This is a genomic window from Candidatus Poribacteria bacterium, assembly GCA_026702755.1.
Classification (GTDB): domain Bacteria; phylum Poribacteria; class WGA-4E; order WGA-4E; family WGA-3G; genus WGA-3G.
On the sequence record JAPPBX010000122.1, the window covers coordinates 13,717 to 27,205 of the forward strand.

General features: G+C 46.5%; 7 protein-coding genes. All 7 read right to left on the reverse strand.

Annotated features, from left to right (window positions below):
• Positions 1-58: 58 nt before the first annotated feature.
• The 7 genes from OXH39_24320 to OXH39_24350 all read right to left on the reverse strand — a co-directional run bounded on the left by OXH39_24320 (position 59) and on the right by OXH39_24350 (position 13,237).
• Complete coding sequence (locus tag OXH39_24320; GenBank protein ID MCY3553592.1) at positions 59-1,630, reverse strand: redoxin domain-containing protein; 1,572 nt, start codon at positions 1,628-1,630, stop codon at positions 59-61.
• 346 nt (positions 1,631-1,976) lie between these two features.
• Positions 1,977-3,362: an ABC transporter permease subunit gene (locus tag OXH39_24325; protein ID MCY3553593.1), complete on the reverse strand. Its 1,386-nt coding sequence runs from the start codon at positions 3,360-3,362 to the stop codon at positions 1,977-1,979.
• Between the two features lie 161 nt (positions 3,363-3,523).
• Positions 3,524-5,035, reverse strand: coding sequence for an ABC transporter permease subunit (locus OXH39_24330; protein MCY3553594.1), 1,512 nt, complete (start codon positions 5,033-5,035; stop codon positions 3,524-3,526).
• An 11-nt stretch (positions 5,036-5,046) separates the two neighbouring features.
• Entirely contained in the window at positions 5,047-7,113 is a 2,067-nt protein-coding gene (locus OXH39_24335) for a sigma-70 family RNA polymerase sigma factor (GenBank protein ID MCY3553595.1), read from the reverse strand.
• A gap of 193 nt (positions 7,114-7,306) precedes the next feature.
• Entirely contained in the window at positions 7,307-9,010 is a 1,704-nt protein-coding gene (locus OXH39_24340; GenBank protein MCY3553596.1) for a TlpA disulfide reductase family protein, read from the reverse strand.
• Positions 9,011-9,046: 36 nt separating this feature from the next.
• Complete coding sequence (locus OXH39_24345) at positions 9,047-11,230, reverse strand: sigma-70 family RNA polymerase sigma factor (protein ID MCY3553597.1); 2,184 nt, start codon at positions 11,228-11,230, stop codon at positions 9,047-9,049.
• A gap of 528 nt (positions 11,231-11,758) precedes the next feature.
• On the reverse strand, positions 11,759-13,237 hold the full coding sequence (locus OXH39_24350) for a DUF4159 domain-containing protein (protein MCY3553598.1): 1,479 nt from the start codon (positions 13,235-13,237) through the stop codon (positions 11,759-11,761).
• Positions 13,238-13,489 lie beyond the last annotated feature (252 nt).

Genomic DNA, 13,489 nt, shown 5'->3' on the forward strand with positions numbered 1-13,489 from the left:
CAGAAAACTATGTCAAGGAAAAATGCTAAAATTTTAGCATAAATTAACGCATTATCACCTAATCTGATAGAAGAGCTTCAATCAGCCAAATTAACGGCTGTCCATCTATGATATTTGAACTACCAAAGTTGTATTGCCAATAGCCGTTTCTATCAATGAAAATAAATTTTGGAATGGCTCTGACTTTATATGCCTTAGCTACCTCCCGAGTGGGATCAAGCAAAACGGGCCAAGGTGGCTGATGTTCGTCTAAAGACTTCCGCACTTGTTGAGGGGTTTCCCCATCATTGACACCCCAAATGACGAAATCTTTGGTCTTGCTAAAATGCTCGTAGATGAGTTTGAGTTGAGGAACTGCCATGTTGCACGGTCCACACCACGATGCCCCAACATCCAGCAAAACAACCTTGCCTAACATCTCTGATAGTGTGTAGGTCTCCCCTTCCAGAGTTTCTAACCGAAAATCCGTTGCTTTCTCATTCAATCTGTTCGTGATAAATTTCTGACGGATATTTTCGCGGTCCGCATCTTCTCGGATCCGGTATTCGGCTTCGGTTTCTTTGAGGAATGCCTCAAACGTATCGGTGGTTTCTCCTCGCGCCATTTGCTGATAAACACGTTCCAATCCCACCTGACCTTCGGTATGAGGTGTAGGCGCGAAGGAGGCATTGGCGTAGTAATGCCGTGCTGGTTCCCATTCTCCAATTCCTTCTGCCGACCGGCCCAACATATAGAAGTAATTTATACTATCCTCTTTAAACCTTGTCCAGAGGGATTCCAGAAAATCGGGTGCGTTTGCGAGAAGTCCATCGTATGCTTCTCGCCATCGTCCCTGCTGAAGGTGGATTTCAGCGCGTAAACGCGAGATGTCCTTGTGCACTCCTTCGACAGATCCTTCGTTGTTTTCGACGAGCCACGTCTGTTCCTCTTTCTCCTCTAATCTGATTTCAGCGCGTTCTAAAATTTCCAACGCTTTGTCTAATCGATTGTTAAACTTCAACCGCCGTTCAACCGCTTCAATATAAGCCCAACCGAGGAACTGCTGTGTCTCTCGGCACATAAAAAGATGTGCTTTCAGGAGTCCGTCAATAAGTTCGTCAATGTAGTCATCACTTGCCAGATCGCGATCCTGCTCGACTAACTTCAGCATTTTTTCATAAGCCATCATATACCAAGAAGATGGGCCATCTGAGACGGTGCACTCATTAATGATGCGTTGGTAATAGTGCCACTCTTGATCCGTGCCTTCGCTCCGTTGTGCTAATCCCAACAGTGCTGTCAGGTAAAGTTTGGTTTTAGGATATTGCAACATCTTATCAAACAAACTGTTTGGGACATTCTTTGCACGGCCGGGAAGTTTCTTATATCCCCAGCAGGCAGTGTATAATAACTCCGAGGTTTCTGGTTGTGTCCGCAGTAAGGTTTCGATTTCAGGTACAATCCTTTTCTTTGCGACTTCTTCTGAAAACATTTCGGCGATGAGTCTCCATCGAGAATCGTAAGCCTCCAAATCCGGCGGATCGGATTTTAGGACGCGGTTACTGATCTCTAAAGCCTTATCGAATTCACCGGACCTGTGGTAGTTCTTAATCTGTGTTACCAAATCTTGTTGATGCTTATCATCTGACATGTGTTGCCTCCCTTATAAATTTTGACGTTCAAGTTGGGTAAATCTAAGTGTATTTTTCGTCCCTTGTAGGGGCAGCCCTTGTGGCTGCCTAAATGGTTTGTGGTTAAAGTTCAAACTCTCTGGATAATATTACTCTTGGATGCACGTTATAGTGAAATCCGAAAATATGTTTACAGTTCGTCAGGAAACAAACGCCCTGCTGCCGCTGGCGAGGTTTGTAACCTCGCCCTTGCGTTGGTGTGTAGATAATTACGGGTTTTACTATAAATGCAGGTAATATGCTAATATTTTAGCACTTAGAGAAAATGATGTCAAGAAAAAACGCTAAGAATTTAACATAAATTAATTAGATTTCAACACGCACAAACGCGAGATAGGCACCCGCCAGCAAAACTACGACAAACAGCGTCAACAGCAACAACTCCGTCGCAGCGGTATTGAAATCCTTACCGATGTTGCGTGTGTCTTCAAATCTTGGGACCGCCTCGGGATTGATGGGTTTCTGGGACATCCCCTCGCGAACGCCCATGATATGGCGGCTCTCTGGATCGCCTCTCTCCATATCTACGACGAATTCTCGGTATTCACGGGCGTAACGCTGAGCATTCTCAGTAAATTGCTGGTACCTATCCAGACCTGTTCCGGCAAACGCCTCAAGCAGATGTTGGAGGAGTGCCGCGGGTGAGATACGGGTGATCGCACGCGCACGTTGAACTTGGGTAATTTTAAAGGTTAAGTACTCCCCAGCCACGCGCTCGTCGCTTATTGCTATTTTGGTGTGCCACTCCCCTCTTATCCTTAGCATTTTTTCGTCATTTGACTGGTACCAAGCGTATCGCCAAGTTCTCCGAAGTTTGTGATAACTTTGGCCGTATCGGTCAAAATATTCATGGCGAGACATAGATGATGAAAAGCCGCTCGCAAGTGCGGCGAGCGTACTCGGCATAAAAGCGACAAAAGTGACCCATGTCAACAGAAGTATCACAAGACTCACGGCACTCCGTTGCACACGCGCCGAGACTAACAACCCTAACGCCAGAAACAGACACGTGTACAAAAGCGCGATAAAGAGAATGATACCTATACGTCCCCACGCTTGGATATTCAGGTGAACAGCACTTGCCGAGGAAAGCATCAAAAGGTTCACCAACACAGCAAGCATAAAGGGAATGCTCGTACTGATCAATGCCCCCAAAAACTTACCGATCAGCACCGTATGCCGAGGGATTGAATTCGCCAACATTAATCGGAGCGTGCCGTGCTCGCGTTCGCCGGAGATCGCATCAAAAGTGAAAATAAGTGCGATGAGACTCAAGACATAACCGATGATGAATACCCAATCGATTTGGGAAACGTCGGGTCCAACATTCTTCATATTTATGTTGACATCTGGATAGGTCAGTCTCCAGAATCCCCTGCTACCATGAGGGCTGTCAACCCTATCGGGTAAAAGGACTTCGCCACCCGCTGCGCAGAAATGGAGCGGCGACGGCTTTTTGTAAATCTCTCCGGGTCCTTCGTGTGCCAGTGTATAGAGACTGTCATCGGCGCGAGACGTTAGCAGGTTCATAGATGCAGTGACAGCGTCGTGATACTTCTGGACCCGTTTCGGATGCTCTCGGATATGTCTAACGGCGTTGGTTACCATCAGTGCCAGCAGCAACACAGTCGTCAGCGCAAATCGGAGGCTATTCAAATTATTATAGAGTTCACGTTTCGTAATATGCCACATAAGTAATCAGTAACCAGTAACCAGTTAACAGTTTTCAGCCGCCGCAGGAAAGAGGTTAGCATCTTCCTCACCTCAATTATTGTGTCTATTAACCCAGCAACAGAAATCAGTCAAAAGAGGCGTATTAACTGAAAACTGAAAACTGGAAACTGTTAACTACTTCACACCTCACTTTTGATAAAAACCAGAAATATCGCTATAAAAAGAAGGACATTCATCGTAAGCAACAGAAACAGATCCGGCACTGCTCGTTTTGCATTGATACCTATATCGCTTCTCTGAAAAGAGAACTGCGGGAGTGTGTCCCAATCGACGGCACCCTGATCAGAAGAAAACCACTGTCGGGACGCAAATATCTTTTCATCATGAAAGTAATTGATGATTGCTTGTCGGTAGTTTTGTACCGCTGTGAAAAAATCTCGGGTGCCATTGAAGTCGGTGCCTGCCCAAGCTTCGGTTGCGGTATCATACAAACCCGCAGGTGAAAATTTCAACAACATTCGCGCGCTATTTGCCGGTTGGACGTGGATCTTCTCGAAGGCTGGCTTTCGGATGAGCCATGCTCGTTCCGCGGAATTGACCATTAACGGTCCGAGGAAGCGGAAATAATTCTGGACGTGCGGCACATAAGGTTCAAATTTCGCGTCAATCGTTTCAAGATCGCTTGAAGCCTTGCTGAGGTAGCAAAACACTAAACGTGATGGCTGGTCTGATATCACCCCATAAATGTAATCTCTCCAATCTTCTGTTGATAGGACAGGGTCGTTCCGGAGAAACTGTCCGCACTCTCTCTCAAGTTCCTCCCAGATCCGTTTCACCTGCTGGTAAGCAGCGGATTCCGTGTCCGTGCGCGGGGTAGTATCGACTGCAGTGAGAATCAGATTTGGGTAGACGAGTACTAAAAATCCCCAGACGAACATCGAGAGGATGAGCGCAGTACTGGTTCGGCGTGTGATCGCAGAAATGAGCATGCCGATGAGGTAGAACAGTGATAGATAGACGAGGGACGTAAGCACAATTCCACCGATACGCAGAAAATCATCGGTGTTCAGGGAGATCATGGCGGATGTTGTCAGCAAAATGAGCATTAGGAGCAGACTCATCAACAACGGCACGAGCAAGCAGACCATCGCACCGATATATTTGGCGAACAGGATGACCCCACGTCCCACAGGATGGGTGAGTACCAAGCGTAACGTGCCGTGTTCATATTCTCCAGCGATAGCATCGTAGGCGAAAATAAGTGCCAATAGGCTAAGAATCCCTTGAAAAATAAGGACAATATCAATTGAAGTGAGGATGTTGAACAATGGATTGTCCGCCGCGTACTTTTTGGCATCCCAAATTGTCGGCGTAAAACTGTGAGAAACTCTAATTTCGTTGCCCAATCGCTTATCTAAACCGGTGTTGAAAATGCTCAACGGGTTCGGCGGACGGTCAATGTGCATCCCCCAGGGTCCAAGCATTGCATCTGAATAGGTGTTGCTCTCCTGCAGGAGTTCCTGCCGGTGGGTTTTGACAGCAGTGTTATAATCCGCCAACCGCTGTTCATAATCCTTGATGAGCACAACGGTATTCGCAACGACAAGCAACAGCATAATCACAACAGCTGCCGCAAATCTGAACGTCATTAAATTGTCAAGGAGTTCTCGGCGAACGAGTGTTAGAAACATTACCTTATCACCTAATCTGATAGGAGTGCCTCAATCATCCAAATTAAGGGCTGACCGCTTGTGGGATCCAGAGCTCTACAAATGTATTGCCAATTGCCCTCTCTATCAATCAAGATAAAACATGGGATCCCCATAATCTGATAAGCCTTTCTCACTTCTCCATGGGGATCAAGCAAGATTGGCCAGGGTACCTGATGTCCATCTATAAACTTCCGCACTTGGTGGGTAGTTATACCATCATTAATACCCCAGACGACCACATCGTCGTTTTTGCTGAAGTGCTTGTAGACGAGTTTGACTTCTGGAATCTTCCTATTGTGCTCCCTCGTTCTTGAATTCCCAATCTCAAGCAAAACAATTTTGCCAGACATCGCCGACAGCGTATAGGTCTCACCTTGCAAAGTTTGTAGACGAAAATCTGTTGCTTTTTTGTTCAATCTATTCGCGATAAGTCTCTGCCGGATTTTTTCGCGATCGGTATCTTCCCGAATCCGGTATTCCCTTTCGGTGTCTTTGAGGAAAGCCTCAAATGTATCGGTAGGCCTTCGTTCGGTTTGGTTATAGATGCGTTTCAAACCTGTTCGGGCTTTGGCGTGAGGTGTAGGCGCAAAGTGTGCATCGGCATAGTGGCGTCTGGCGGTTTCCCAATCTCCTATGCCTTCTGCTGAGCGTCCCAACATATAGAAGTAATTTGTGATGTCCTCGTTGAACCTTTCCGATAGTGATTCCAAAAAATCGGGTGCGTTTGTGAGAAGTCCGTCATAAGCTTCTCGCCATCGTTCCTGCTGAAAATAGATTTCAGCACGTAAGCGCGAGATCTCCTTGTACGCTTTTTCTACATATCCTTTGTTGGGTTCAACAAGCCACTTCTGTTCCCATTCAACAAGCCACCTCTGTTCCTCTTCCTCCCCTAATCTGATTTCAGCGTGCTCTAAAGTTTCCAACGCTTTGTCTAACCTGATGTTAAACTTCAGCCGATATTTAACCGCTTCCGTGTAAGCCCCACCAAACCACTGCTGTGTCTCCTTGCAATAGGCAAGATGTACTTGCAAACATCGGTCAATAAGCTCATCAAGGTAGTCGTCACTTGTCAAAGAGCGGTCCTCTTCGGCTAATCTCAGCATCTTTTCGTATGCCCCCCAATACCAAGATGATGGACCATCTGAGATGGTACACTCATCAATGACGCGCTGGTAATAGTGCCATTCTTGGTGGACATCTGCGCTCCGTTCAGCTAATCCTAACAATGCTGTCAGGTAAGCTTCGGTTTTGGGGTATTGCAACATCTTATCAAACAAACTGTTTGGGACATTCTTTGTGCGGCCAGGAAGGTTCATATATCCCCAGTAGGCAGTGTTTAATAATTCTGGGGTTTCTGGGTGTATCCGCAGCAGAGATTCGATTTCAGCGTGAATCCTTTTTTGGGCATCCGCCTCTGAAAACATTTTGGCGATGAGTCTCCATCGAGAATCACAAACCTCTAAGTCCGTTATCTGTACACTGCCAAGAAATTCCTGAATCAAGAGCTCCTGATCTGCTTGTAAACGCTTTCGCGCCCGATGGAGCCGACTCCGAACCGTGTTCACCGATACCTCTAAGGATTTGCCTATCTCCTTTGCCCTCATTTCACTGAGATAGTAGAGCATCATCACCGTGCGTTCACTTTCCGGCAGTTTTGCCAGCAGTTTTTCGACAGTTTCATAACGGCACTCGGTCGCTTCTGACTCTCGCTGCTCCGATACGTAATGCTCGTACGTTAAGTTATCTATTATTTTTACAGAGGCATCATCCAGCGGTTGCGTCGCAGGTTTTTGCTTTCGCATCCAATCAATGCAAAGCCGATTTGCGACGGCATGGAGCCATCCAGCAAATTGGCTGGAATCCTTGAGTGTCGAGAGTTTTTTATATGCTTGAAGGAAGGTATCTTGGGTAACCTCTTCAGCATGGTGAAAATCACCGATCTTCTGCCACACGAGCGCGTGAACGCTCTTTTGATGCTTTCGGACCAAAATGTTGAACGCCTCATCGTCGCCCGATAAAATTCTGTGAATCAGTTGAACGTCGTCTTTCCTTTCCACAAGGTCTCCTCCTAACAAGCAGATTGGATTTTGTCGCATTCATCAAAAGGCTTAATAAAATGCTAAGTCTTGTAAAATTACACAATATGGTTCAGTTCATATCCGTTACCATTAAAGACGAGATTTTGGACGGAAAACATTGCATAATCTGAAAAAAGATGAAAAAATCAGAATTGGTATTATGAGATACGCTCTAATCTGATAGGAGGGATTCAATCATCCAAATTAAAGGCTGACCATTTACCAGATGCGAACCTAAAAAACTGTATTGCCAATTCCCGGCTTTATCAATCACGATAAAAAATGGGATTCCTTTAAACTGATAAGCCTTCCTCACCTCTTGATGCTGGTCGAGTAGAACGGGCCATGGCTGCTCATATTCATCTAAAAATTTTCGCACCTGTTCAGGAGTTTCACCATCGTTGATTCCCAAGACAACAACGTCATCGTTTTTGCTGAAGTGCTTGTAGACGAGTTTGACTTCAGGCATTACCCCAATGCAAGGACCACACCACGATGCGCCAATATCGAGTAAAACAACCTTCCCAGCCATTGCTGATAGTGAGTAGGTTTCGCCTTCCAGAGTTTCTAACCGAAAATCCGTTGCTTTCTTGTTCAGTCTCTTTGTAATAAATTCCTGACGGAATTTATCAAGATCCGCCGCTTCTCGGATTCGGTATTCGACTTCGGTCTCTTTGAGGAATGCCGCAAACGTATCGGAGGTCTCACCTCGCGCGGTTTGATGATAGACGCGTTCCAATCCGGCACGAGCTTCAACGTGAGGCTTGGGGGCAAAGTGTGCATCGGCATAATAACGCCTTGCTGTTTCCCATTCACCAATTCTTTCTGCCGACTGACCCAACATCCAGAAATAATTGATGGCACGCTCGTTGAACCTCACCCACAACGATTCCGAAAAATCGGGTGCGTTTGCGAGGAGTCCGTCGTATGCTTCTCGCCATCGTTCCTGCTGGAGATATATTTCAGCACGCAAGCGCGAGATGTCTTTCTGCCTTTCTTCTATAGACCCTCCCCGGCGTTTAATCCACGTTTGTTCCTCTGCTTCGCCTAATCTAATCTCAGCACGCGCCAAATCTTCCAACGCTTTATCTAATCGGATGTTAAGCTTCAGTCGCCATTTGCTTACTATCGTATGAGCCCAACCGGACCACCGCTGTGTCTTCTGACAATAGAAAAGATGTGCTTTCAAGTATCGATTGATAAGTTCATCAAGTTTGGCATCACTTACCAGAGAGCGGTCCTCTTCGGCTAACCACATCATTTCTTCATAAGCTAACAGATACCAAGATAATTCTGGGACATCTGAGGCGGTAAACTCATCAATGACGCGCTGGTAATAATGCCACTTTTGAGACGCATCTTCGCTCCGTTCAGCGAACCCTAATAGTGTGAGCAGATGAAGTTCGGTTTTGGGGTATTGCAGCATCTTATCAAACAAACTGTTTGGGACATTCTTGACCCCGCCGGGGAGGTACCTATATCCCCAATGGGCAGCCTCTAAGACTTCCGGGGTTTCTGGGTGTGTCCGCAGCAGCGTTTCGATTTCAGAGTGAATCCTTTTCTTTGCATCCACCTCTGAAAACATTTTGGCTATCAATCTCCATCGAGCATCGTAAGCCTCCAAATCCGGTGGATCGGATTTTAGCACGCGTTTGCTGATTTCTAAAGCCTTATCAAATTCACCTGACTTATGAAGCACTTTAATCTGCGTCGCCAAATCCTGTTGATGCTTATTGCCGGTTTCCGCAAATGCGATTCCGAGGGCAGTAGGTGAGATCGCGTCCTGTTTGGTGTGATGCATTGAGAACAGGGCACCTAAAACAAACACACAGCAGACAAAAAGTACGTCCAGTATTCTCCGACTTAAAAGTTTCATAAATTCCTCCTTATTACGATAACATCGTAGTATCACCTAATCTGATAGAAGTGCTTCAATCAGCCAAATTAGGGGTTGACCGTTTACCAAATGTGGACCTTCAAAACTGTATTGCCAATTCCCCATTTTATCAATCAGGATAAAAAACGGTCTTGTTTGAATCTGATAAGCTTTGCTCACTTCCCGATGTGGGTCAAGTAGGACGGGCCAGGGCGGCTGATATTCATCTAAAAACTCGCGCACTTTTTGAGGGGTCTCACCGTCATTGATTCCCCAAACGATAATATCATCATTTTTTTTCAATCTCTCATACGCAAGTTCGACTTCTGGAGTCGCCATCATGGGTTGTGAAACCCCAACCGTAAGCAAAACAACCTTTCCAGACATCGATGATAATGTGTAGGTCCCTCCTTCCAAAGTCTCTAAACGAAAATCCATCGCTTTCTCATTGAGCCTATTCGTGATAAGTTGTTGGCGGATTCTTTCGAGGTCAGCAGCTTCTCGGATCCGGTATTCAGCTTCGGTATCTTTGAGGAATGCATCAAATGCATCGGTGGTTTTCCCGCGTGCGATTTGATGATGGACGCGTTCTAATCCCGCGCGACCTTCCACTTGAGGGATAGGTACAGAGTGTGCCTCGATATGGGTACGTCTGACTTTTTCGGAGTGAAGAGTAGGCGCGAAGTGCACATCGGCATAGTAGCGTCTGGCTTTTTCCCATATTTCCATTCCCTCCGCCGCCTGTCCGAGTGTATAGAAGTAATTGAGGGTACGCTCGTTGAACCTTGCCCAGAGGGATCCCAGATAATCCGGTGCATTTGTGCTAAGCCCATCATACGCTTCTTCCCACCGTTCCTGCTGGAGGTAGATTTCAGCGCGTAAGCGCGATATCCTCTTGTGCTCTTTTTCTACAGATCCTTTGTTGTGTTCAATGAGCCACTTCTGTTCCTCTTCCTCCCTTAATCTGATTTCAGCACGTTCTAAAATTTCATAAGCTTTGTCTAATCGGTTTTTAAACTTCAGTCGCCATTCAACGGCTACAGTATAAGCCCAGCCGAAGAAATACTGCTGTGTCTCCTCGCACATAGCGAGATGTGCCTTCAAGAGTCCATCAATAAGTTCATCGAGGAAGTCATCGCTTGCCAGAGAACGATCCGCCTCGGCTAACCTCAGCATTTCTTCATAAGCTAACAGATACCATGATAGGACTGGAATATCTGAGACGGTGAACTCGTCAATGACGCGCTGGTAATAGTGCCACTTCTGACCTGCCTCTTCGCTCCGTTCAACTAACCCGAATAATGCAGCCAGATAAATTTCGGTTCGGGGATGTTGCAGTATCTTATCAAACAAACTGCTTGGGACGTTTTTGGCGAGACCCGGAAGATGTCTATATCCCCAGTAGGCAGCCTCTAACACTTCCAGGGTTTCTGGATGTGTTCTCAGCAAAGCTTCAATTTCAGCGCAAATCCTTTTTTTTCCCTCTTCCTCTGGAAACATTTCGGCTATCAGTTTCCAGCGAGAACCATACGCTTCTAAGTTCGGTGGATTGGATTTCAGTGTCCGTGCGCTGATTTCTAAAGCCTTATCAAATTCGCCCGATCTATGGTGGTTTTTAATCTGCGTTGCCAGATTTTGTTGCTGATTATTACTTGGCATTTGAAGAAATTCCCCTTTCTCTTGTAAACGCTTTCGTGCCCGGTGGAGCCGACTCACAATGGTATTCACCGGCACACTCAAGAAATCGCCTATTTCCTTTGTTGTCATTTCATCCAGATAGTAGAGGGTCATTACCGTGCGTTCACTCTCCGGCAGTTTTGCCAGAAGTTCTTCAACGATTTCATAACGACGCTCAATTGCTTCTGCCTCGCGCTGATCCAATATATAACGCTCGTAAGTTAAGTTATCTATTGCTTTTACAGACGTGTCATCCAGCGGTTGCATCGCAGGCTTTTGCTTTCGCATCCAACCAATGCAAAGTCGATTCACAATGGCGTAGAGCCACCCAGCAAATTGACTCGGATCCTTGAGTGTCGAAAGTTTTTCATAAGCTTGGAGAAAAGTGTCTTGCGTAATCTCTTCAGCATAGTGAAAATCGCCGATTTTTCGCCACACAAGGGTATGAACACTTTTTTGATACTTTTGAACTAAAGCGTTAAACGCCTCGTCGTCGCCTGACAGAATTTTGCGAATTAACTGAACGTCGTCTTCTCTTTCCACGAAGTTTCCTCCTAACGAACAGATTGGGCACGTTCACATTTGCCAAAAGGATTAATCAAATGCTGAGTCTTGTAGAATTAAACGATACAATGCAGTTCATGCCCGCTGCTGTTTTTTAAGACGCGATTTTAGGCAGGAAAAATTGCATAATTTGAAAAAAAGTGAAAAAATCTGGATTTTTTAGGAATTATGTCGCGGATGTTAGGTTCTGGACGCATAGGTTATATTTCCACTGGATTGGTTACATCCACATCCATAGTGGATATATCGCAAGTCCCTGATAAGGGGGATTTAGGGGGTTTCTTGCATGAGAAGCCCTTATTCGACAAGACTCTCAAACTATTTATGAAACGCTCTGTGAAAAACTGACGAAATCCGATGAGGAAATTGGGGGTTGTGTTCGGATCGCTTGAAAAGAAATTGGTTGGAATCAATTCAAAATATTAGGGCTATTCAGCCGCCCTTGGAGGATAACCGAATAGCCCTAAATAAGCACACGGTTAAGAACCGCGCTTAGGGACAAAAACTCTATTCAAAACCACTGACCTTCGCAGCTTCAGGCGCGCGGGTCGGGAGTTCTTTCTTGGCTAACGTGTCTTCAGGCACGTAACCGGAGTAGTCAGAAATCTGACCGTGTGTCAACGCGTACACCACAACGTTCGTCATGAAACGATACACACCGGGTGAATAGTGGACACTACGTGTCGGGAGGCTGACAGACTCCATCGCGCACATGTAGTCACGACGGACAACGATAACGGACAACTTTTCACCGACGGAGATACCTTCGAGGTAGTTCCGTTTCGGCGGACGTGTACCCCACCAGAAGATGTCGAAACCGACGGGGGGACCACCCATTTCATAGAAGTTGTCATAGACTTCGTGATCGTTGGGAATCCGCTCAATTTGATACTCAGGCATGACGTAACGCATCTGTGCGAGGAAGAGACGAATCATCGCCTGTGCAGGCGCATTCACACCGCAGTCGTCAAAGACGAGGAATCCGCCCTTTTCAACGAAATACCGACGCATACCAGCGGCTTCAGTTTCGGTGAGACGGCTATCCATCTTACCACCACCATATTGCCGTCCAAGCAAGTTACGAGAACGGACGAGTGATGGATCGTGTCCTGTCATAAAGACGAAAGGTGTCTTGAAGAGGTTGGCATCTGTAAGTTTCAATGCGCCGCCTTCAACGTTCATGTCAGTTTTAATTTTGGTACGTTCGTTGAGCCACTTCGTCAATGCGTTCAAGGAAGAGGCATCAGCCCACCAGTCAGAGAGACTGTGGCGGATCCGTGTGAAACGGAATACGCCGCGGATGTCTTTACCTTTACCGATAACACGACCACCGGGTTCGCCTCTGGGCAGGGGTGGTACTTCAACGTTACCGAGTGTGATGTTTTCAACGACATCACCGAGCGCATCGCGTGCGGCACCGACGTTTTCAACCATCGCGAGTCCGGGTGGACGTTCAAAGGCGACCTTCACCTGCACTGCGGTCCCTGCGACACCACGACCGATGTTAGCCGGTCCAGCGGAAGGCGCAGTTGCCACGGGTGCGGAGAACGCCAAGGCACCGGGTGCATCCGAAACGGGGAGGTCGGCGTGTGTTACAACTGTCGGCACGGGGGCGTTTGGTGTAACCACTCTCGGAACGTTCGGGTTAATCGGTGCGTCTACTTTGACGGTTTGGTTGGAAAATTCGAGTACCGTCTGCGGTTGGAAGTTCGACTTGGCAACAAACGCAGTCGTTACACGGGGTTGTACCTGAACCTGTTCGACGACAACGGTGTTCTGGGTTGGAACAGTCGGCTTAATAACAGGTTTTACAACAGGTTTTCGTACCTTAGGCTTCGGTGGTTCTTTCGGTTGGAGCACTTCGGCACCAACGAGATCTTTGAACTGCTCGGTTTGCGTGACAAGGTAAATGCCAGCAATAGCAGCTATGATCACGTGAAGAACCAAGGAAGTCATAAAGGCACCTGAGGTTCTTTTTGCACTCATTCGTTATTACCTCCAAGGGTATTGTTTACATATCCTACGAAAAACTAAAAGTTGTTGATGCAGAAATGTATGCAATTTCCGTGCCAATGTAAAAAGGGCTGAATTAGCGATAAATCCCTGCATCAAGGCGGTTAAGCTGCACAAAAAGGGGCAGTCTCTTTTGACGCTGCACAAAAAGGGGCAGTTTTCAGCAAAACGTACGGAACGTTATTAGAGCTTTTCCGCTTCTCTGGTAAGCTTAATAAACTTCTG

What these genes read in the sequence shown, in the direction of transcription:
- OXH39_24330 (MCY3553594.1), bottom strand. Translation starts at nt 5,035, where the DNA reads ATGTTTCTAACACTCGTTCGCCGAGAACTCCTTGACAATTTAATGACG.
- OXH39_24350 (MCY3553598.1), bottom strand. Translation starts at nt 13,237, where the DNA reads ATGAGTGCAAAAAGAACCTCAGGTGCCTTTATGACTTCCTTGGTTCTT.
- OXH39_24325 (MCY3553593.1), bottom strand. Translation starts at nt 3,362, where the DNA reads ATGTGGCATATTACGAAACGTGAACTCTATAATAATTTGAATAGCCTC.
- OXH39_24320 (MCY3553592.1), bottom strand. Translation starts at nt 1,630, where the DNA reads ATGTCAGATGATAAGCATCAACAAGATTTGGTAACACAGATTAAGAAC.
- OXH39_24340 (MCY3553596.1), bottom strand. Translation starts at nt 9,010, where the DNA reads ATGAAACTTTTAAGTCGGAGAATACTGGACGTACTTTTTGTCTGCTGT.